Source organism: Thermus arciformis (assembly GCF_900102145.1).
In the GTDB taxonomy this organism is placed as follows: Bacteria; Deinococcota; Deinococci; order Deinococcales; family Thermaceae; genus Thermus; species Thermus arciformis.
The window spans coordinates 11543-30320 of sequence record NZ_FNBC01000017.1 but is presented as its reverse complement, the minus strand read 5'-3'; the positions used below and the strand labels follow the sequence as shown (position 1 = coordinate 30320).

Annotated in this window: 22 protein-coding genes, 3 tRNA genes and 1 pseudogene; 11 read left to right on the top strand and 15 right to left on the bottom strand. The window is 69.5% G+C overall.

The window, feature by feature from the left end; genetic code table 11:
* The first annotated feature begins 108 nt into the window (after nt 1–108).
* The gene (gene lon / locus BLP62_RS07350; RefSeq protein ID WP_093007372.1) at nt 109–2526 is read left to right on the top strand and encodes an endopeptidase La; all 2418 of its coding nucleotides are present in this window, start codon (nt 109–111) and stop codon (nt 2524–2526) included.
* 35 nt (nt 2527–2561) lie between these two features.
* Here the strand turns inward: lon and bshA are convergent, their stop codons facing one another.
* From bshA to BLP62_RS07340, 3 genes are read right to left on the bottom strand one after another with little or no spacing between them, the layout of a single operon-like run.
* Nucleotides 2562–3656: an N-acetyl-alpha-D-glucosaminyl L-malate synthase BshA gene (gene bshA / locus BLP62_RS07345; RefSeq protein WP_093007318.1), complete on the bottom strand. Its 1095-nt coding sequence runs from the start codon at nt 3654–3656 to the stop codon at nt 2562–2564.
* 41 nt (nt 3657–3697) lie between these two features.
* Nucleotides 3698–3829 carry a hypothetical protein gene (locus BLP62_RS14385; protein ID WP_277621257.1) on the bottom strand — a complete coding sequence of 44 codons (132 nt, stop codon included), beginning with the start codon at nt 3827–3829 and terminating at the stop codon, nt 3698–3700.
* 24 nt (nt 3830–3853) lie between these two features.
* Nucleotides 3854–4336 (bottom strand): hypothetical protein, encoded by a 483-nt coding sequence (locus BLP62_RS07340; RefSeq protein WP_093007316.1) that lies wholly within the window; start codon nt 4334–4336, stop codon nt 3854–3856.
* Between the two features lie 151 nt (nt 4337–4487).
* On the opposite strand from BLP62_RS07340, the pseudogene BLP62_RS14060 reads away from it, so the two are divergent.
* Together BLP62_RS14060 and BLP62_RS07330 are read left to right on the top strand one after the other, a co-directional pair.
* Nucleotides 4488–4586, top strand: a pseudogene (locus tag BLP62_RS14060) (hypothetical protein); the annotation flags it as partial.
* A 67-nt stretch (nt 4587–4653) separates the two neighbouring features.
* Nucleotides 4654–5067, top strand: a complete 414-nt coding sequence (locus BLP62_RS07330) for a hypothetical protein (protein WP_093007314.1) — start codon at nt 4654–4656, stop codon at nt 5065–5067.
* Nucleotides 5068–5098: 31 nt separating this feature from the next.
* Here BLP62_RS07330 and BLP62_RS07325 read toward each other — a convergent pair whose 3' ends face one another.
* From BLP62_RS07325 to BLP62_RS07310, 4 genes are read right to left on the bottom strand one after another with little or no spacing between them, the layout of a single operon-like run.
* Nucleotides 5099–5323 carry a hypothetical protein gene (locus BLP62_RS07325; protein WP_093007312.1) on the bottom strand — a complete coding sequence of 75 codons (225 nt, stop codon included), beginning with the start codon at nt 5321–5323 and terminating at the stop codon, nt 5099–5101.
* Nucleotides 5323–6546: a vWA domain-containing protein gene (locus BLP62_RS07320; RefSeq protein ID WP_093007310.1), complete on the bottom strand. Its 1224-nt coding sequence runs from the start codon at nt 6544–6546 to the stop codon at nt 5323–5325. The genes BLP62_RS07325 and BLP62_RS07320 overlap by 1 nt, the downstream gene beginning before the upstream one ends.
* A gap of 16 nt (nt 6547–6562) precedes the next feature.
* Nucleotides 6563–6865 carry a nucleotidyltransferase domain-containing protein gene (locus BLP62_RS07315; RefSeq protein ID WP_093007308.1) on the bottom strand — a complete coding sequence of 101 codons (303 nt, stop codon included), beginning with the start codon at nt 6863–6865 and terminating at the stop codon, nt 6563–6565.
* Nucleotides 6855–8249, bottom strand: a complete 1395-nt coding sequence (locus BLP62_RS07310) for a sigma 54-interacting transcriptional regulator (RefSeq protein ID WP_093007306.1) — start codon at nt 8247–8249, stop codon at nt 6855–6857. The genes BLP62_RS07315 and BLP62_RS07310 overlap by 11 nt, the downstream gene beginning before the upstream one ends.
* Nucleotides 8250–8366: 117 nt before the next feature.
* Between BLP62_RS07310 and BLP62_RS07305 the strand changes: the two genes are divergently transcribed.
* The 5 genes from BLP62_RS07305 (at nt 8367) to BLP62_RS07285 (ending at nt 12618) form a co-directional block, all read left to right on the top strand.
* Nucleotides 8367–8735 carry a nucleotidyltransferase domain-containing protein gene (locus BLP62_RS07305; RefSeq protein ID WP_093007304.1) on the top strand — a complete coding sequence of 123 codons (369 nt, stop codon included), beginning with the start codon at nt 8367–8369 and terminating at the stop codon, nt 8733–8735.
* A gap of 10 nt (nt 8736–8745) precedes the next feature.
* Complete coding sequence (gene hslV, locus BLP62_RS07300) at nt 8746–9312, top strand: ATP-dependent protease subunit HslV (protein WP_093007302.1); 567 nt, start codon at nt 8746–8748, stop codon at nt 9310–9312.
* Complete coding sequence (hslU, locus tag BLP62_RS07295) at nt 9309–10559, top strand: ATP-dependent protease ATPase subunit HslU (RefSeq protein WP_093007300.1); 1251 nt, start codon at nt 9309–9311, stop codon at nt 10557–10559. Before hslV ends, hslU begins: the two co-directional genes overlap by 4 nt.
* Nucleotides 10560–10571: 12 nt before the next feature.
* On the top strand, nt 10572–11636 hold the full coding sequence (locus BLP62_RS07290; protein WP_093007298.1) for a tetratricopeptide repeat protein: 1065 nt from the start codon (nt 10572–10574) through the stop codon (nt 11634–11636).
* 241 nt (nt 11637–11877) lie between these two features.
* The gene (locus BLP62_RS07285) at nt 11878–12618 is read left to right on the top strand and encodes a formate dehydrogenase accessory sulfurtransferase FdhD (RefSeq protein ID WP_093007296.1); all 741 of its coding nucleotides are present in this window, start codon (nt 11878–11880) and stop codon (nt 12616–12618) included.
* Here BLP62_RS07285 and tatA read toward each other — a convergent pair.
* Nucleotides 12608–12769 (bottom strand): twin-arginine translocase TatA/TatE family subunit, encoded by a 162-nt coding sequence (tatA, locus tag BLP62_RS07280; RefSeq protein ID WP_093007294.1) that lies wholly within the window; start codon nt 12767–12769, stop codon nt 12608–12610. The genes BLP62_RS07285 and tatA overlap by 11 nt on opposite strands.
* 71 nt (nt 12770–12840) lie before the next feature.
* Here tatA and BLP62_RS07275 point away from each other — a divergent pair.
* The 3 genes from BLP62_RS07275 (at nt 12841) to BLP62_RS07265 (ending at nt 13103) form a co-directional block, all read left to right on the top strand.
* Nucleotides 12841–12917 (top strand) — tRNA-Pro (locus BLP62_RS07275).
* 1 nt (nt 12918) lies between these two features.
* Nucleotides 12919–12994: transfer RNA gene (locus BLP62_RS07270), tRNA-Gly, on the top strand.
* 33 nt (nt 12995–13027) lie between these two features.
* Nucleotides 13028–13103 (top strand) — tRNA-Arg (locus tag BLP62_RS07265).
* Nucleotides 13104–13238: 135 nt separating this feature from the next.
* Here BLP62_RS07265 and BLP62_RS07260 read toward each other — a convergent pair.
* From BLP62_RS07260 to BLP62_RS07230, 7 genes are all read right to left on the bottom strand, one after another.
* Nucleotides 13239–14378: a tyrosine-type recombinase/integrase gene (locus BLP62_RS07260; RefSeq protein WP_093007292.1), complete on the bottom strand. Its 1140-nt coding sequence runs from the start codon at nt 14376–14378 to the stop codon at nt 13239–13241.
* A 246-nt stretch (nt 14379–14624) separates the two neighbouring features.
* Complete coding sequence (locus BLP62_RS14380; protein WP_277621258.1) at nt 14625–14792, bottom strand: hypothetical protein; 168 nt, start codon at nt 14790–14792, stop codon at nt 14625–14627.
* A 79-nt stretch (nt 14793–14871) separates the two neighbouring features.
* The gene (locus tag BLP62_RS07250; protein WP_244880377.1) at nt 14872–15441 is read right to left on the bottom strand and encodes a hypothetical protein; all 570 of its coding nucleotides are present in this window, start codon (nt 15439–15441) and stop codon (nt 14872–14874) included.
* 25 nt (nt 15442–15466) lie between these two features.
* A complete protein-coding gene (locus BLP62_RS07245; protein WP_093007290.1) occupies nt 15467–15802 on the bottom strand; it encodes a hypothetical protein in 336 nt (111 codons plus the stop codon).
* On the bottom strand, nt 15799–17715 hold the full coding sequence (locus BLP62_RS07240; RefSeq protein WP_093007288.1) for a DNA primase: 1917 nt from the start codon (nt 17713–17715) through the stop codon (nt 15799–15801). Before BLP62_RS07240 ends, BLP62_RS07245 begins: the two co-directional genes overlap by 4 nt.
* On the bottom strand, nt 17708–18595 hold the full coding sequence (locus BLP62_RS07235) for a bifunctional DNA primase/polymerase (protein WP_093007286.1): 888 nt from the start codon (nt 18593–18595) through the stop codon (nt 17708–17710). The genes BLP62_RS07240 and BLP62_RS07235 overlap by 8 nt, the downstream gene beginning before the upstream one ends.
* Nucleotides 18582–18770, bottom strand: a complete 189-nt coding sequence (locus tag BLP62_RS07230) for a hypothetical protein (RefSeq protein WP_223968936.1) — start codon at nt 18768–18770, stop codon at nt 18582–18584. The genes BLP62_RS07235 and BLP62_RS07230 overlap by 14 nt, the downstream gene beginning before the upstream one ends.
* Between the last annotated feature and the right edge of the window lie 8 nt (nt 18771–18778).

The window sequence follows — 18778 nt, the reverse complement described above, 5'->3', positions numbered from 1 at the left end:
CCAGGGCCTTCCCCCTTTGCGTGAAAAGCCATTTCGCAGTAAACTTGATATGGGTAGGCTTAGACTATGGACCCAAAGGAAACGAGCCAAGAGGAAAGGAGGAACGCCATGCTGCCGGAAACCCTGCCCGTCTGCCCTGTGCGGGGCTCGGTCATCTACCCCACCATGGTCATGCCCATTGACGCGGGCCGGCCCATCTCCATCCGGGCCATTGACGAGGCGTTGGCCCGCGAGCGGGTGCTTCTCATCGTGAGCCAGAAGGACAAGGAGGTGGAGACCCCCAAGCCCTCGGACCTCTACGAGGTGGGCACCGCCTGCAACATCCTCAAGATGCGCAAGAACCCGGACGGCTCCGTCCAGGTGCTGGTGCAGGCCTTCGCCCGGGTGCGGGTGAAGGAGTGGCTGGACCTGGGGGACCACCTCGAGGCCCGGGGGGAGGTCCTCCCCGACGAGCCCGGGGATGCCCTCACCGTGAAGGCCCTGGTGCGGGAGGTGAAGGACAAGTTCCAGGCCCTCCTTAAGGAGGGGAAGTACCTGCCCCCCGAGGTGGCCCAGTTCATCCTGAACCTGGAGGACCCCTCGCAGCTTGCCGACTACATCGCCTTCCACATGGACTTCCGCCTCGAGGACAAGCAGAAGGTCCTGGAGACCGCCAACGTGGCCGAGCGGCTGAAGGCGGTCCTTGTCCTCCTGGAGGGGGAGCTCGCCCTCATTGAGACCCAGCGGCGCATCCAGCAGCAGGTCAAGGAGGAGATTGACCGCAACCAGCGGGAGTACTACCTCCGAGAGCAGATGAAGGCCATCCAGCGGGAGCTCCACGGGGAGGAGGGCGAGCAGGAGGTGGAGGAGTTCCGGAGGAAGGTGGAGGCCCTAGACCTTCCCCCTGTGGTGCGCCAGGAAGTGGAGCGGGAGCTCAACCGCTTCGCCCGCATGCACCCGGACTCCGCCGAGGCCAGCGTGATCCGCACCTACCTGGACTGGATCGTGAACCTCCCCTGGAACAAGCGCACCGAGGACAACCTGGACCTGAACCGGGCCAAGGAGATCCTGGAGCGGGACCACTACGGCCTGGAGAAGGTGAAGGACCGGGTACTGGAGTTCTTGGCGGTGCGCAAGCTGAAGGCGGAGCGGGCCAAGCGGGGGGAGATCCCGGCCGAGGAGGTGAACAAGGGCCCCATCCTCCTCTTCGTGGGGCCGCCCGGGGTGGGGAAGACCTCCATCGCCAAGAGCATCGCCGAGGCCCTGGGCCGCAAGTACGTGCGCATCTCCTTGGGCGGGGTGCGGGACGAATCGGATATCCGGGGCCACCGCCGCACCTACATCGGGGCCATGCCGGGCCGGATCATCCAGGGCCTGAGGCAGGCCGGGACCAAGAACCCCGTCTTCCTCCTGGACGAGGTGGACAAGCTCGGCATCTCCTACCAGGGGGACCCGGCGGCGGCCCTCCTAGAGGTCTTGGACCCCGCCCAGAACAAGGAGTTCGTGGACCACTACCTGGGGGTGCCCTTTGACCTCAGCGAGGTGATGTTCATCTGCACCGCCAACTTCCCCCAGAACATCCCCGCGCCCCTCATGGACCGCATGGAGGCCATTGAGTTCACGAGCTACATTGAGCAGGAGAAGCTGGAGATTGCCAAGCGCTACCTCCTTCCCCGGCAGATGCGGGAGACGGGGCTTGCCGAGGGCCAGGTGGTGGTGACCGAGGCCGCCCTCATGCGCCTCATCACCCACTACACCCGCGAGGCGGGGGTGCGGCAGCTGGAGCGGGAGATTGGGGCGCTTTTGCGCAAGGCGGCGCGGCAGATCCTGGAGGAAGGCAAGAAGCGGGTGCGCATCACGGAGAAGGACCTGGAGCGCTACCTCGGGCCTCCCCGCTTCCTCCCCGAGACCGAGGCCCGCCATCCCCAGGTGGGGGTGGCCACGGGGATGTACTACACCCCCGTGGGCGGGGACATCATGTTCGTGGAGGTCTCGGTGATGCCGGGCAAGGGGAACCTCATCCTCACCGGGCAGCTCGGGGACGTGATGAAGGAGTCGGCCCGGGCCGCCCTCTCCTACGCCAAGAAGAACGCCCAGCGCTTCGGCATCCCCTTGGACCGCTTTGAGAAGAGCGACATCCACATCCACGTGCCCGCGGGGGCCATCCCCAAGGAGGGGCCGAGCGCGGGGGTGGCCATCGTGAGCGCCCTGGTTTCCGCCCTCACGGAGGTGCCCGTGCGGCACGACATCGCCATGACCGGGGAGATCACCCTCACGGGGAGGGTCCTTCCCATCGGCGGGGTGAAGGAGAAGGTCTTAGGGGCGAGGCGGGCGGGGATCCGCGAGGTGATCCTCCCGAAGCCAAACGAGCCCGACCTCTCCGACATCCCGAGGCCCCTCCGGCAGAACATGACCTTCCACTTCGTGGAGCACCTGGACGGGGTGCTGGACCTGGCCCTTGTGGGAGGGCTCAAGGCCTTGGAGACCCGCGCCCAGAAGAAGCGCCCCGCCCGCAAGGGCAAGCGGGAGCTCGTGGCCCACGCCTAGGGTACCCCGCCTTGGCTTTAGCCAGGGCGGGGCCCTTAACCCAGGGCCTCCTGGTAGACCTCCAGGTATTCTCGCGTGATCCTCTCGGGGTGGAAGCGCTCCACGGCGTACTCCCGGGCCCGTTCGCGCATCCTCTTTAGATCTGGGCTTTCTAGAAGCTCCAGCACTGCCTGGGCGAAGCCCTCCAGGTCCCCAAGCTCCACAAGCCTCCCCACCTCCGGGGTGACGAGCTCCGGCACCCCCCCCACCGCCGTGGCCACCACCGGCACCCCCGAGGCCAGGGCCTCGAGGGCCGCCTGGCCGAAGGACTCCTCCTCCGAGGCCAAAAGGAAGAGGTCCCCCGCCCCCAGCACCTCCTCGGGGTGGGGGGTGGGGGGGTGGAAGGTGACCCAGGGGGCCACCCCGAGCTCCTCCGCCACCCGCCGGGCCTCGGCCTCCTCGGGGCCTTTGCCCAGGAGGAGAAGCCTCGCGGGAAGCCTCCGCCGCACCTTGGCGAAGGCCCGCACCAGGTCCGGCACCCGCTTGATGGGGCGGAAGTTGGAGGCGTGCAGAAGGAGCCACTCCCCCTCCTCGGCGTAGCGCCTCTTGTGCTCCGGCCGGGGCCGGAAGCGCTCCGGGTCCACGGCGTTCGGGATCACCCGGGGCCGCACCCCAAAGGCCCTTTCCGCCTCCTTGGCCAGGGCCCGGCTCACCGCCGTGGTGGCCCGGGCCGCCTGGAGGGCCCGCCTCGTGGGCCCATGAAAGGCGGGGTCCATCCCCAGGAGGGAGACGTCCGTGCCGTGGAGGGTGTGGACCAGGGGAAAGGCCTCGCCGAAGGCCAGGTAGGCCGCCGCCGCGTGGGGGATGGCGTAGTGGGTGTGGACCAGGTCCAGTCCGAGCCGCCTGGCCTCCCGCTCCAGGGTCCCCGCCAGGGAGAGGGTGTAGAGGGGCCCGGGGAAGACGGGGTAGTAGGGGAGGTCCACGGGCACGTAGGTCACCGGGCTTTCCCGGGAGAGGCGGAAGGGCCTCTCCGTGGCGAAGAGGTAGACCTGGTGCCCCATCCGGGCGAGCCTTTCCGCGAGCTCCGTGGCCACGATACCGCTTCCCCCAAGCCCGGGGTAGGCCACGAGGCCCAGGCGGAGGGGCCTCACCGCTTTCCCTCCGAAGGCCCAGGCCGGATCATGCCCCGAGTCTACCGCAGGGCGCGAAGCCCCAGGAGGAGGAAAAGGAGGTCTGCCCCCCAGGCCCCAAGCTCAGGAGGAAGAACCCCGAGGCCCGCCAGGGCGGCGCCCAAAATGAAGGCCCAGACCAGCACCCGCTTCATGGGGAAGGGCATACCGGAACCCCTTCAGGGCCTCCAGCCCGAAGGAGCCGCCGGGTAGGGCGGGGCCTGGTTCCGCCTTAGCTCCGCCCGGAAAAGCCGGCTTAAGGTGACCGCGCCCCCAGTCTTGGCCGCCTCCCCCAGGGCCTGGTCCAGGAGGGCGGAAAGCTCCAGCAGGAAGCGGTCCTGCCGGGCCTTCTCCACCGGCAGGGCCCCGAAGGTGAAGCAGGCGGGGTTCACCGCCTGGCAGTGCCTCTCCAGGCGGAGCTTTCCCCCGAGGAAGTAAAGCCGCCAGCTTCCCAGGTCCACCCGGTAGCCCGCCCGAAGGTGGTCGCGGTACTGGAGGGAAAGGGCCTCCCAGAGGGCCCGGGCCTCCCCGCCCCGGGGGCTTAGGGTGTAGCGCCAGGCCTTGGCCCCTTGGGCGGTGAGGGTCTGGCTACGGGTGAGGGCCCAGTCCTGGGCCAGGGCCAGGGGGAGGAGGAAGAGGAGGAAGGGCCAGAGTTTTCCCATGGCCTCATTTTCCCCATCGGCCCGGGGGGAGGGCGGGCATTCGCACCGAGCGCCCTCGGTTTCCTGGTATATCCCCCCGATGGAGGCAGTTTGCTTCGGTGCCGGAGGCTTCCGCGTCGCCATCGAGGGGGCCTAGGTCCTCTTCCGGGCCTCGGGCACGGGGCCCGTGGTGCGGGTTTACGTGGAGGCCCCAAGCCCCGGGCTCCTCCGGGCGCTTTTAGAGGAGGCGCAAAGGCTAGAGGAAGGGTGAGGCGCGCTTTTAGCCTGGCTCCCACCCCTCACGTGCTAGAACAAAGAAGGGGAATGTGGAGGGGCCGATGAAAGTCGACGTCATTGGAACGAGTTACGTGGGCCTCACCACCGCCCTAAGCCTCGCCTACGTGGAGCACGAGGTGGTGGGGGTGGACCTGGACGAGGGCAAGGTGGCCGGGCTTAAGCGGGGCGAGCCGCCCTTCTACGAGCCCCACGCCAAGGAGACCCTGGCCCTGGTGCGGGACCGGCTCTCCTTCACCACGCGGTACCAAGAGGCCATCCCCCAGGCGGAGGTGGTCTTCCTGAGCGTGGGCACCCCTTCCCTGGAGGACGGCTCCCCCAACCTCTCCCAGGTGCGGGAGGCGGCCTGGGCCATCGGGTGGCAGGGCGCGCGACCAGATGCGGCAGCGGAGAAGGCCCTCAAAGCGTTTATTTTGCCCCGAGGGCCGAGGCCAATCCCCTGGCCCGGCGGGCCCTGACGGAGGGCCGGGTTCTGGCCGAGCGGAAGGGCTAAAGGCGGGCCGCTTCCTCCAGCGCCCTCTCGGCCTCCTCCATGTAGCGGTCCCAGGGGATGAGGGCGTAGCCCCTCTCCCTCCGTGCGGCGTAGTAGGGAAGGTCCAGGGAGAGGGGGGGCCGCACCTCGAGGTGTTGCCGCACCAAGGCGGGGAGGGGTTTGGGGAAGACCTTGGGGCGCCTCAAGCGCTCTAGGAGAAGGGCCAAGCGCAAGGGGGCCATCAGTTCCTCTGCACCTTCTTGTTGAGGAAGTCCAGGAGGAGGTACTTGCCGATGTTCCTGGGGCTCGTGAGGTAGGCCTTGCCCCGGGTGATCTGGGAAAGCTTCTTCACGAAGGCGAGAAGCTCGGGTTCCCGGGCGAGCATGAAGGTGTGGATGGGGATCCCTTCCCGCCTCGCCAAGGTGGCCTCCTTGAGGGTCTCGGCCAGGATCAAGGGGTCCAGGCCCCAGGCGTTTTTGTAGATCTCCCCGCTCGGCAGGGTTAAGGCCGAGGGCTTGCCGTCGGTGATGAGGATGATCTGCTTCATCTCCCCGCCCATCTTCTTAAGGAGGGTCCGGGCGAGCTCCAGGCCCGCCTTGGTGTTCGTGTGGTAGGGGCCCACCTGGGCCAGGGGGAGCTTGGCCAGGGGGATCTCCTCGGCGGTGTCGTGGAAGAGGACGAAGCGGACCCGGTCGCCGGGGTACTGGGTGCGGATGAGGTGGGCGAGGGCGAGGGCCACTTTCTTGGCCGGGGTGAAGCGGTCCTCCCCGTAGAGGATCATGGAGTGGGAGCAGTCCAGGAGGACCACGGTGCTCATGCTGGCGGTGTACTCGGCGAGGTCTATGACCAGATCCTCGTGGGAAAGGCCTTCCAGCCCCTTGGCCACGGCCTTCTTGAGGGTCTCGGGAACGTTGAGCTCCAAGGGGTCCCCCCACTCCCAGGGCTTGGTTTCCCCCGTCTTCTCCACCCCGGGGGCGTGGTGGGGGGTGGGGTGGAGGCCCGGGGGGTTGCGGCCCAGGGCCCCGAGGAGCTCCCGGAGGCTTTTCAGGCCCAGGAAGTCCGAGGCCTTCTCCGTGAGCTCCAGGCGGGCCTCCCCCGCCTCGCCCCGGTACCCTCCTTGGGCGGGCTCCGTGGGGTCCTCCCCGGGAAGGCGCAGGTAGCCCGCCTCCTGGAGTTTCCGGATCATCCCCTGGATGGCCTGGTAGAGCCTCGTCTCCTCCTTGCGGTTGGCGAAGCGGGCCTCGCGGAGCCAGTCCTCGGGGACGAGCTCGTTCTTGAGGAGGGCCTGGAGGAGGGCGTCGTAGAGGTCCTCGAGGGTGGGGGCGCGGTTAGGGTCTGGGTCGTAGCGCTGGAAGGGGTCGGAAAACCCCGAGTCCAGGAGGAAGTCCTCCAGGAGGGAGAGGATCTCCTCGGGGGAAAGCTCTTCCAGGCCTCCCTCGTAGCGGCTGTAGCGGATGGCCTTCATCGCCACCTCCTAAGCCCTAAAACTCGGCCCATAGGACCCCTTCGCTAAGCACCCGCTCCCGGAAGGCGGGGTCGGCCTCGGCGAGGTCCACGAGGTCCACCCGCCGCACCACGGGGGCCTCCTCCAGGGCCTCCCGAAGGAGGGGCATGAGGTCCGCGAGGGGGGTGGGAGAGAGGAGGGCGAGGTCCAGGTCGGAGGCCTGCCGCCCCTCCCCCCGGGCGAAGGAGCCGAAGAGGAAAAGCCTCGTCCCCGTGCCCTGGAGGAAGGGCCTCAGGGCCTTTAGGACCGCCTCCTTGTCCCGGTCCAGGCTAGTTGCCATAGCTCCTCGGGCGCTCCGCCGCCTGGTAGCTCGCCTCGCCCCGGGAGAGCTTCCGCCGCCCCACGAGGCCCTCCAGGACGAACTCCCCGGCGGAAAGCAAAACCTCAGGGGCTTCCCCCTCGGCCAGGGCCCGGGCCGCCTCCAGAAGCCCCGGGACCCCGGCCATGGCCCTAAGGGCCTCCTCCACGTCCCCTTCGGGCAGGGTGAGGAGGTTCCCCTCCTCAAAGTGGGCCACGATGGGCTCGGTCCTCAGGCGGTAGCGGGGGAGGACCAGGCCGAAGGCCCTTTGCACGATCTCCCGCGCCACCCTCTCCGCCCCCTGGAGCTCCCCCTCGTACTCCAGTTCCAGCTTTCCGGTGATGGCGGGAAGCCCCTGGTAGAGGTCCAGAGGCCTCGCCACGGGCCTTCCTCCGTAGAGGAGGGCCCTTCTTTCGGCGCTTGCCGCCACCACCTCCAAAAGGCTGATGGCGAGGCGCTGGGAGACCCCCGCCGTCTGGTCCACGCGGCGGTCCTCCCGGGCGGCGAAGGCCACGGCCTCCACGGAAAGCCTCACCCACTCCGGGACCAGGACCCCCTCCGGCACGTAGGCCTCCTGGGCGCTGATCCGGGCGCCCTCCTCCAGGGAGCGGGGGTAGTGGGTGCGGATCTCGCTCCCGATGCGGTCCTTGAGGGGGGTCACGATCCTGCCCCGGGCGGTGTAGTCCTGGGGGTTGGCGGTGAAGACGAGCCAGACGTCCAGGGGAAGCCGGAGGGGGTAGCCCCGGATCTGGACGTCCCCCTCCTCGAGGATGTTGAAGAGGGCCACCTGCACCTTGGGGGCGAGGTCGGCGAGCTCGTTCACGGCGAAGATCCCCCGGTTCGCCCGGGGCAGGAGGCCGTAGTGGATGCTCTCCAAGTCCGCCATCCCCGTGCCCCGCCTGGCCGCCTTGATGGGGTCCATGTCCCCGAGGAGGTCGGCCACGGTGGTGTCGGGGGTGGCGAGCTTCTCCACGTACCGGTCCTCCCGGGAAAGCCAGACGATGGGGGCGTCGTCCCCAGCCTCCTCCAGAAGGCGCTTTCCCTCGGGGGAGATGGGAAAGAGGGGGTTGTCGCGAAGCTCCGTGGCGAGGGCGGGGACCTCCTCGTCCAGGAGGCCTGTGAGGCTTCGCAGGATCCGGCTTTTCGCCTGGCCCCGGGTGCCGAGGAGGATGAAGTTCTGCTTGGCGAGGATGGCCTGGACCAGGGCGGGGATCACCGTGTCCTCGTAGCCGTGGATGCCGGGGAAGAGCCTCTCCCCACGCCTGAGCTTCTCCCGGAGGTTCTCCCGGGCCTCGTCCTTCACGGTGCGGCGGAGCTTCTCCAGGGGGTAGGTGCGCCTGAGTTCGCCTAGGGTCTTGGCCTTCACCCTTACCAGTCTAGGGGAAGGGGTGGGCGGGGTGTGTGCCGTGGGTTCCCCTAGGGCGTGGGATAATAAGGGGGTGAACCGGGCCCGGGACTGGCTGGCCTTCGTGGAGGAAAAGCTTTGACCCGCGTCTTCCGCTTTGACCCCAAGGCCCGCCTTAAGGAGGTGGCCGAGGCGGCCAAGGCCTTGGGGGAGCGCCCCGAGGTCCTCGCCGTGGTCCTCTTCGGCTCCCTGGCCCGGGGGGAGGCCACCGCCTTCAGCGACGCCGACCTCCTCGTCCTCCTCCGGGACACCCCTCTTCCCTTCCCCGAAAGGCTCGTGCGCTACCGCCCGGAAGGGGTGCGCCGGGTGGAGGTCTTCCCTTACACCCTGAGCGAGGCCGTGGCGGGCCTCAAGGGGGGTTTCGGCGTGGTCCCGGCCGCCCTCAGGGAAGGGAAGCTCCTCTTTGAGCGGGAGGGGGCCTGGGAGGCCCTCCGCCGCCTAGCCTAACGCCCTTCTCATGGGGGGGAAGTATCTTGGCGGCGTGGAGATTCACGGCACCACCATCCTCGCCGTCCGCAAGGACGGGGTCACCGCCCTCGCCGGGGACGGCCAGGTCACCTTCGGCCAGACCGTGCTCAAGCGGGGGGCGGTGAAGGTGCGGAAGCTGGAGGTGGGGGAGGGTGTCCTCGTGGGCTTCGCCGGGGGCGTGGCCGACGCCATGGCCCTTCTGGAGCGCTTTGAAGAGCGGCTTAAGGAGGCCAAGGGGAACCTCCTAAGGGGTGCGGTGGAGACGGCCAAGCTCTGGCGCACCGACCGGGTCCTCCGCCACCTCCAGGCCATGATCGTGGCCGCGGACCGGGAGGGTATGGTCCTGCTCTCGGGAAGCGGGGAGGTGATCGCCCCGGAGGAGCCCCTTTTGGCGGTGGGTTCTGGGGGGCCCTACGCCCTCGCCGCCGCCAAGGCCCTTTACCGGCACACGGGGCTTTCCGCCAAGGAGATCGCCGAGGAGGCCATAAGAATCGCCGCCGAGGTGGACCTCTACACCTCGGGCCAGGTGACCGTCCTCACCCTGGGGGAGGCATGAACCTGACGCCCGCCGAGATCGTCCGGGAGCTCTCCAAGCACATCGTGGGCCAGGAGGCGGCCAAGCGCGCCGTGGCCGTGGCCTTAAGGAACCGCTACCGCCGCAAGAAGCTCTCCCCAGAGGTTGCCCGGGAGGTAACCCCCAAGAACATCCTCATGATCGGGCCCACGGGGGTGGGGAAGACGGAGATCGCCCGCCGCCTCGCCCGCCTGGCCGGGGCCCCCTTCGTGAAGGTGGAGGCCACCAAGTTCACCGAGGTGGGGTACGTGGGCCGGGACGTGGACGCCATCGTCCGCGATCTGGCGGAGGCGAGCTATGGGCTCGTGCTGGAGGAGATGAAGAAGAAGGTGGAGGAAAAGGCCCTGGCCCTCGCCGAGGAGGAGCTTGCCACCCTGCTTCGCACCTCGGTGGCCGAGGTGCGCTCGGGCCGCCTGGACGGTCACTTCGTGGAGGTCCAGGTGGAGGAGGAGGTGGCCCTCCCCTTCATGGGGGTCTTGGGGGGCGAGGCTTTTGGGGGGATGGGGGAGATGCTGAAAGGCCTCCTCCCCAAGCGGCCCGTGCGCAAGCGGATGACGGTGAAGGAGGCCCGGGAGGCGCTCAAGAACCAGCACGCCGAGCGCCTTATAGACAAGGAGGAACTCAAGGAGGAGGCGAGGCGCCGTGCCCAGGAGGAGGGGATCGTCTTCATTGACGAGATTGACAAGATCGCCCGCCGGGAAGGGGCCGTGGGCCCTGACGTCTCCGGGGAAGGGGTGCAGCGGGACCTCCTCCCCATCGTGGAGGGCACGGTGGTCTCCACCCGCATCGGCCCCATCTCCACGGAGCACGTCCTCTTCATCGCCGCCGGGGCCTTCCACGTGGCCAAGCCATCGGACCTGATCCCCGAGCTCCAGGGGCGGTTTCCCATCAGGGTGGAGCTTTCCCCCTTGGGCCCCGAGGAGTTCTACCGCATCCTCAAGGAGCCGGAGAACTCCCTTATCCGCCAGTACACGGAGCTCCTCAAGGCGGACGGCACGGAGCTTGTCTTTGAGGACGAGGCCCTTTGGGCCATCGCCAAGGCGGCCCACCGGGCCAACCAAGAGCTGGAGGACATCGGCGCAAGGCGGCTCGCCACCGTTTTGGAGAAGGTCTTGGAGGAGGTGAGCTTCCAAACGGACCTCGGCCGGGTGGAGATCACCCGGGCCTACGTGGAGCAAAGGCTGGAGGCGGTCTTCGCCTCGCCGGACCTGACGCGGTTCGTGTTGTAGGAGGTTAAGGATATGCGCTGGTTTCTCTTGGCCCTGAGCTTGCTGGCCGCACCCACCCTGGCCCAGACGCCCCCGCCCCCGGCGGGGCAGGCCCAGCAGGACCCCCTGAAGATGGGGGTGCAGCTTTACGCCCTGGGGCGGTATGAGGCGGCCTTGGCCCTCTTTGAGCGGGCGGCCAAGGAGAACCCCCAGAACCCCGACGCCCTCTACTGGCTGGCCCGGGCCCAGCTGAAGATGGGCCTTCTGAACCCCGCCTTGGAGAACGCCAAGGGCCTGGTGGCCAAAAACCCCCGCTACATCGGGGGGTACATGGTCCTCTCCGAGGCCTACGTGGCCCTTTACCGGGCCTCGGAGGACCGGGAGAAGGCCAAGGCCTACCTGGAGCAGGCCCTTTCCGTGCTGCGGGACGCGGAAAAAATCAACCCCCGTTACGCGCCCCTCTTCGCCCAGCGGGGCCTGATCTACGCCCTTCTGGGCCAGCCGGATAGGGCGGAGGAGGCCTTTAAGAAGGCCCTTAGTCTTCAGGATTCCGCGGAGGTGAGGGCGGCGTTGGCCGAGCTTTACCTCTCCTTGGGCCGCCTGGACGACGCCTTGGAGCAGTACGCCAAGGCCGTGGCCTTGGCCCCCAAGGACCAGGACCTTAGGGTCCGCTACGCCTCCGCCCTCCTCCTCAAGGGGAAGGCCGAGGAGGCGGCGAGGGTCCTGGAGGAGGGCCACAAGCTCAAGCCCCTGGACGCGGAAGGGTGGTACACTCTGGGCCAGGCCTACCTCACCCTGGGCCGGACCAAGGAGGCCGGGGTGGCCCTGGAAAACGCCGTGGCCCTGGCCCCCTTGCGCTTCCCCGCCGCCTACTACTACCTGGGGCAGGTCTACCTCTCCTTGGGGGACTATGAGAAGGCGAGAAGCCGCCTCACGGTGGCGGTGCGCCTCGAGCCCAAGCGGGCGGAGTACCGCTACGGGCTTTGTCTGGCCAACGAGAAGCTCGGCGACAAGGAGGGGGCCCGGTACCAGTGCCAGGAGGCCTTGAAGCTGAAACCGGGCTACAAGGAGGCCGAGGAGGTCCTGCGCAGGCTTTAGCCTCGCAATCAGGGACGCTTAGGCCGGGGCTGAGAAAAGGCTTTTTGGGGGCCCCGCCGCGGTGGGGTGCTTGAGTGTGAGCGGCTTCCTTCCTCGCGGGTGGAGAAGGGGTAGCCTGGTTCCTGAAGGGGGTAGGCCGTGCGGGGGATCTGGGAGGGCGCGCGGGTTGGGGCTTGGAGGCTCCGCCTGGCCCTGCCCGCCTCGCGGGCCCAGGCCGGGCGCCCTGGGGAGGGGGAAGCCCATGTGGCGGTATGAAGGGGGGCGGTTCCGGGAGGAGGCCTTTGCCCTCCCCGAGGAGAAGCGCCTCCTCTTGGTGGTGAACGGTAAGCCCTGGACCGCCTTCAGCTACACCCCGGGGGACGAGGTCTACTTGGCCCTGGGGCATCTTTTCCTGAGCGGGGTGCTCCGGGGCCTCGAGGGGGTGCGGTACCTGGTGGGGGACGGGGTGGTGGCCGTGGACCTTCCCGAGGATCCCGAGCGGGGCCTGGGGGTCAGGGATAGCGGGTGCGCCGCCGCCGGGCTCCGTTACGGGGAGCCCCGGCTCTTTCCCGTGCCCCGGGTGGCCCTGGACCCGGGGCTTCCCCTTCACCTCTTGGCCGAACTCCGCAAGAGGGCGGCCCGGTACGCCGAGACCCGGGGCATCCACGGGGCGGCCCTTTTTGACCCCTCTGGGCGGCTCCTCTACCTCAGCGAGGACATCGGCCGCCACAACGCCGTGGACCGCTTGGCGGGCTTCATGCTCCTCCACGGGGTAACCCCCCCGGTCCTCCTGGCCTCCACGGGGCGGGTGAGCCAAGAGATGGCGGCCAAGGCCATCGGCATGGGGGCGGCCCTCCTGGCCAGCCGCACCGGGGCCACGGCCCCCGCGGTGGCCCTGGCCCGGGCCTACGGCCTGGCCCTAGCCGCTTACGTGCGGCCCACGGGCTACCGCCTCTACGCTCCCGGAGGCATGCCCGTGGCCGAGGGGGCCCTCAAGCCTTAGGCTCGTCCCTCTTCTCCTCCTCCTGGAGGCCCTTCTTAAACTCCCGGGCGGACTGGCCGATGCCCCGGGCCAGCTCCGGAAGCTTCTTGGCCCCGAAGAGGAGGAGGATGACCAAGAGGATGAGGAGGATTTCCAAGGGTCCTAAGCGCATGGGGCCATGATAGCACGCCTTGACCCTCCTTGGGCCAGGTGCTATCGTGGCCTGTGGGTGGCCACGGCCTCCGGGGCGTAGCGCAGGCCGGTAGCGCACCTGCTTTGGGAGCAGGGGGTCGCCCGTTCAAATCGGGCCGCCCCGACCACGCGGGAGTAGCTCAGTTGGTAGAGCATCGGCCTTCCAAGCCGAGGGTCGCGGGTTCGAGTCCCGTCTCCCGCTCCAAATGGCCGGGGCTTTGGCCCCGGCTCCCTGTTTGGGCCCGTAGCTCAGGGGACAGAGCAGCCGCCTTCTAAGCGGTAGGTCGGGGGTTCGAATCCCTCCGGGCCCGCCAGCTCCAGAACGCAAATCTTCCGCACTCGGAAGTAAGGCAGTAGCAGGGTTGACCCCCAAACTTGACCCCCAAAGGGAGGGCAAACCTCACCCCCGGCCTCGAGGCCGGGGGCGGTTTGGGGGTCAGCTTTGGGGGTCAGGCCTGGGGGTTGGGGGCCACCAGGTCCTCGGGGTCAAAGGTCCACGCCTCCTTCTCCCTGGCCAGCAGGTGGCGGTAGATATCCAGGGTGATGGAGGGCCGCGCGTGCCCTAGGCGGCCCGCCACCACTTCCGGAGGGGCCCCCTCCGCCAGGAGCAGGGAAGCGTAGGTGTGCCGAAGGTCGTGGGGGCGGATGGGGGGTAGCCCCAACCTGGCCACAATCTTTCGGAGGGCGTGGGCCAGGCTGTGGGGGTTGAGGGGCTGGGAGGGGTCCTTGGCGCTCGGGAACACCCAGGCTTCCCGAAGGTCCAGGGGGTCCACTCCCGCTTCCACCAGGGCCCCCCACCGGGCCCGAAGGCGCTCCAGGGTCTTGGGGGGGACGGGGATGGTGCGCAGGCTGGAGGGGGTCTTGGGGGTGGTGAGTACCCCCCTCCCTTTGAGGTTGGTCCAGGCCCGGCGCACGGCCAGGGTGCCCGCCTCGAAGTCCACGTCCCCCCACTTGAGCCCAAGGGCCTCCCCAGGCCGGAGGCCCACCGCCAGGCACAGGCGCAGGGCCGTGCCCACCTCCCAGGTGGGCCAAGCGTCCAGGGCCTTGAGGAGGGCGGCCACCTCGTGAGGCTCCAGGGTCCTCCCGGCGGTGCGGCGCGTGGGGGCCTGAAGGCGGATGGAGGCCGTAGGGTCCCGGTGGACGATTTCCAGGGCCAGGGCCTCCTTGAAGAGGGCCCGCAAGTGGGTAAGCGCCTTGCGGATGGCCCTCGGGCCTAGGCCCTGGGCGGCCATGCGGTCCAAGGCCTCCCGGACATCGGCAGGCTTGATGGCCTGGAGCCGCATGTGGCCCAGGTAGGTGAGGAGATAGCCCACCTCCCGCTGGTAGTTGATGAAGGTCTTGGGGGCCAGGGTAGCCCGCTTGCGGGCAAGCCACTTTTCCGCGAAGGTGGCCAGGGTAGTGGCGTCCCTGGTGGGAAGCAGGCCCTTCTCGTGCTGGGCCACAAGCTCCCGGGCCTTGCGCAGGGCCTCCTCGGCGGTCTTGCCGAAGACGCTCACCCGCCTATACCGCCCATCGGGCTCCCGGAGGTAAGGGCGCACCTCCCAGCGCCCATCCTTACGCTTGCGGGCCTTGAGTCCTTTGCGCGGCATACCCCATGCTAACCTGGCGTTGCCACAGGGGGGCAAGGGGTTGACCTTCGCGAAAGTTTTGTTTCGCGAAGGTTGCCGGGGGCAACCCGTCAACCCATGACGCGAAGGGGGAGTAGCCTGGGGGTTCGCCCCCGGGTTTTTCCCGGCGAAAGTTTGCGCCATTTTCCCCACGCTGAGGGGAAGGCTCCTCCCCCTCGTGTGGGGAAGGTTCTGGGGCTTTCTAGCCCTGCCGTTTTCCAAAGAGGGCTACCCCTCCTCGTCCAAGGGCCACTCCGCCGCGGTGAAGGAGAGGGGATGGGGCTCCGCCTTCGGCGCGGCGGCCAGGGCCAGCTTGAGGGCCAGGGCGGCCACCCGGGCCTTGTGCTCCGGGTTGAGGCCTTCCGCCTCCTCCAGGGCCTTCTCCAGGACCGCCACGGCCTTGCCCCCAAGCCCGGCCAGGCGCGTGCGCTAGGCCTCGGCCTCCTCCCACCGGGCGCGGGCGGCCTCGTACCGCTCAGTCCACTTCGGCTTCGCCTTCGCCTTCCTCATCTTCCACCTCCTTGAGCTTGAGCCCGGAGAAGAGGGCTTCCAGCGCCTTGCGGAAGTCTTTGCCCAGGTCCTCGGCCAGGGCCTCGGGGAAGGCCCGGAGGGCGTACCTCCCCCACAGGGGCAGGCCCAGGTCCAGGGCCCGGTCCTTCCCCCCTCTCCTAGCCTGCGAGAGATAGCCCAGGCGGGCGCACTTCCTGCAGAGGAGCCCCCGGCGGACCAGGTAGAGCACCCGGCGCTTCCCCCCACACCCGGGGCAGACGAACTGCCACTCGTGGCCGAAGCGGCGCTCCACGCCGACAAGGCGCACCACCTGCTCCCCGAAGGTCAAGCAAACGGGCGGCCTCTCGGGGAGGGGGCGGCCCGTCTTCATCCGCCACCACTCCGAAAGCCACACGGCCCAGACTTGGGGGGTTCGTTCGGCAATCCCCTCCCAGGGCCTTCCCGGTCCCCTCCCCAGCCCGGGGAGAGGGCCGCGCCTTCCCGCCCCGAGGGCGGCCCTAAGCGCCAGGTCCAAGTCCCTGATTTCCTCCATCATCGTCTAACCCCCATGCCGAACGGGCTTACGCCCCCACCTCCTCACGCCGCTTCACCCGGGCCCGGGCGATGGGCTCAAGCCGGGGCGGGTTCCCGGCCCAAACTCCCAGAAGCTCCACCTCCTGGGCTTCCGGCCAGGCCTCCTCCAGGAAGCTCAACCGCTCCACCAGCCAGGCCTCGAGGCTCGGGGCGTTCTGCCCAGGCCAGGCGGCGTGGGCCTCCAGGTCCTCCTCCTCCGGCATGGCCAGAGCCCAGTAGAGCACCCGGCCATCGGCCACCACCCGGACCTTAGGCGGGCGCATGGCGCGCACCTTGGCCGCGAGGTCCGGGGCCAGGGTGATGAGCTTCCGCCAGGGGCTCACAGCTCCACCTCCACCTCGTCCTCCTCTTCCCCCCGGGCCGTTTTAGAAAGAGGAGGGGCAACACCTCCCGCATCCCCCGCATCCCCCGCAAACGGCGTCCTGGTGCCGTTTAGCACGCGCGGGGGATGTGCGGGGGTTGCGGGGGTTTGCGGGGGATGGGCGGGGGTTTGCGGGGGATGGGCTTCCCACCTCCCGCGCTCGGGAGTAGCGTCCTGGAGGGCGTTTGCGGGTGTTGCGGGGGTTGCGGGGGATGGCTCCCCACTCCTTTCTAAAACCCAGAGGAGGCGCTTCACCCGGGCGTCCCGCACCCCCTCCACCTTGACCCCCACCCCCCGGAGGGCGGTCTGCACCCGGGGCAGGTGCTTCCCCAGCCCGGCGGGGGTGCGGGGCCACCCCTCGGGCTTCACCCGGGCCTCCTTGAGGCCCATGGCCCCCTCCAGGGCGGCGAGGAGTTCGCTTGCGGTGTAGACGGCCCGGTGCCCCTCGGGCCAGTCGGCGGTGAGGAGGAGGATGGCCTGGGCCACGGGGTCGTTGTCCAGCAGGTCCTGGTTGAGCCCGGCCTGCACCGCGTAGAAGGCTTGCACCACTTCCCCGGCCTCGAGGCCCAGGGCGGGGGCGGCGGCCTCCGCCCAGATGGCCCAGTCCGCCAGGCGGGGCAAGGAGGGCATGGCGGCCCGCACCTCCTCCCACCGCCTCAGGGCCAGGGCCACGGCGTCCAAGAGGGCACCCAGGACCTTGGGGTGGGCCTGCTCAAAGGCCGCCCAAAGCTCCCGCTCAGGCCTCCGGGCCCCGTCCTCCAAGCGCTCCAGGTTGACCATCATCACCCGGTCGGCCAGGTCGTCCCGGAGGAGGCCGAAGCCTATCCCGGTGAGGATGACGGGCCTTTGCGCCTCCAGCACGTGCTCCTCGGAGTCCGTGTAAAGCTCCCGCTTGCCCAGCCCGCCTCCGGTGGAGAGGCGGCAGAGGGCGTCCGATAGCCAGGTGGGCACCTTGCTCAGGTTGTCGTAGGCCAGGACCCAGGACGCCTTGGCCGCCACCATCAGGGCCTCCACGTCCTTGGGCTCAGCCCGCAAGGGGGCCTCCTGGGGGTCCACCAGGGCCTTGAGGAGCCGGGCGGCGGTGCTCTTCCCCGCCCCCTTGGCCCCGGCCAGGACCAGGATGGGGTAGGGGCCTCTCGGGGAAAGCGCCCCCACCAGCCACCCCAGGACCAGGGCCGCGTCCCGGCGCTCCTGGAGGGGGAGGAGGTCAAGGAGGGGGGCGAGGCTACCCCCTCGCTCGGGTAGGGGCAGGGGCTTCTGGTGCCGCCCCCGGCGGAAGCGCACCTGGGCCTCGTGGGCGGGGATGACGCGCCACCCCTCGGGCCCCACCTCCACCACCAGCCAGTCCGGGCGGGCCAGGTCCAGGTACACCCTGCCCCCCCACCCGGCCAGGCGCGTGTGCACCTCGTGCTCCTCCCCCTCGTAGAGGGCCTTGGCCTCCAGGACGGCCAGGGCGTCCTGCATGGCTTGGGCGTAGAGGGGCTTTCCCTCCTTGGCGTAGTGAAGCCCGGCAAGCCAGGCGCGAAACTCCCGCCCCCGCACGGGATGGTGCTCCACGTGCCCGTCCCTGGGGAGGGTGGCCCAGGCCTCCTTGCTCGGGGTGTGCCAGAGGGCCACCACCTCCCCCAGGCCCAGGTCCACGGCGGTCTTGGCGGCGGTGGCCTCCTCCTTCTTGGCCGGGCCCAGGTAGTCCCGCCAGGCCTGGCGCACGGCCTCCAGGGTGGCCCCCACCTTCCGGGCCGCCACCTTCAGGACCGCCTCCACCTCCACGGAGTCCAGGCCCTCCTCCACCAGGGCCTCAAAGAGGGCCTTCCGCACCCGCCCCCAGTTCTCCGGGGTGAGGGCGTCCACGATGGCGCGGATGGCCTCACTCATGGCCCACCCCCTTCACCCGGGCCCGGCGGTTCATGGCCCAGCGCACGCGGGGAGGAAGAGGAGGGGAGGCCTCCAGGGGGAGAGGCTTGGCCTCCCCCACCTCCCGGGCCCAGCGCAACACCTCCCGGGCCTCCCTCTCCGGCAGGCCCGAGGCCAGGGCGGCCTCCAGAAGGGCGGCTTCCGCCTCCTCGGGGGAGAGGCCGTGGGCCACCAGGCCGTAGGCGGCCAGGCCGTACCTGAGCAAAGTCAGGTGCCGCGTCCCCTCAGGTGCCCGGGCTACCCGGTGGCAGTAGGCCTGGAGAAGGGCCTGCAGGCGCTTAGGGCTAGCCCCTTCCACCGGGGTCCAAACCTCCCTCGGAGGCGGCGGCGGGGGCAGGAGCTTCAAGAGGAGGTCCCGGGGCACCGGGGGAAGCTCCTCCGGCCCCACCAGGGGCGCCTCCCAGGCGTACCCCCTCCCGTCCTTCAGCCGGGTAGGCGCGGCCACCACATAAGCCCGGCCCATGCCCCGGAGGTCCACCCCGGGGATGGCCCGCACGCTGGCGGAAAGCCTCACCCCTTCAGGAAGCCGGAGGAAGACGTGGCGGCCTCCCTTGGGGGTCCTCTGCCGGGGGGCGGCCTCAAGCTCCGGGAAGTCCCGGCGTAGAGCCTCCCAGGCCTCCCCCTGGTCCACATCAAGGACCAAGACCCCCTCCGGGGCCAAAATCCCCACCCCACACTCGGGGCAGGCCCGCCACCAGGCCTCGAGGGTGGCGGGGTCCTGGGAGGCCTCCTTGAGCCCGTGGGGCACCAGCCGGGGGTGGGGGCGCTTCTCCCCGGGGAGGAGGGGAAGGACGGCGTAGCCCAGACGGGCGTAGCCCAGGACGTGCTCAATCGGCCTCATTACTCACCTCCTCCTCCTGGGCCAGGGCCGCATCAATGAGGAGGTCAATGCGCTTGCGGGCGTCAATGCGCTCCCCCCAGGGAAGGGCCAGGAAGATAGCTTGAAAAGCGTCTAGCAAGATGGCGGTTTCCTCTTTGGCCCCCTCGGGCGTTATGATGACCACAACGGCACGCATGGCCACCT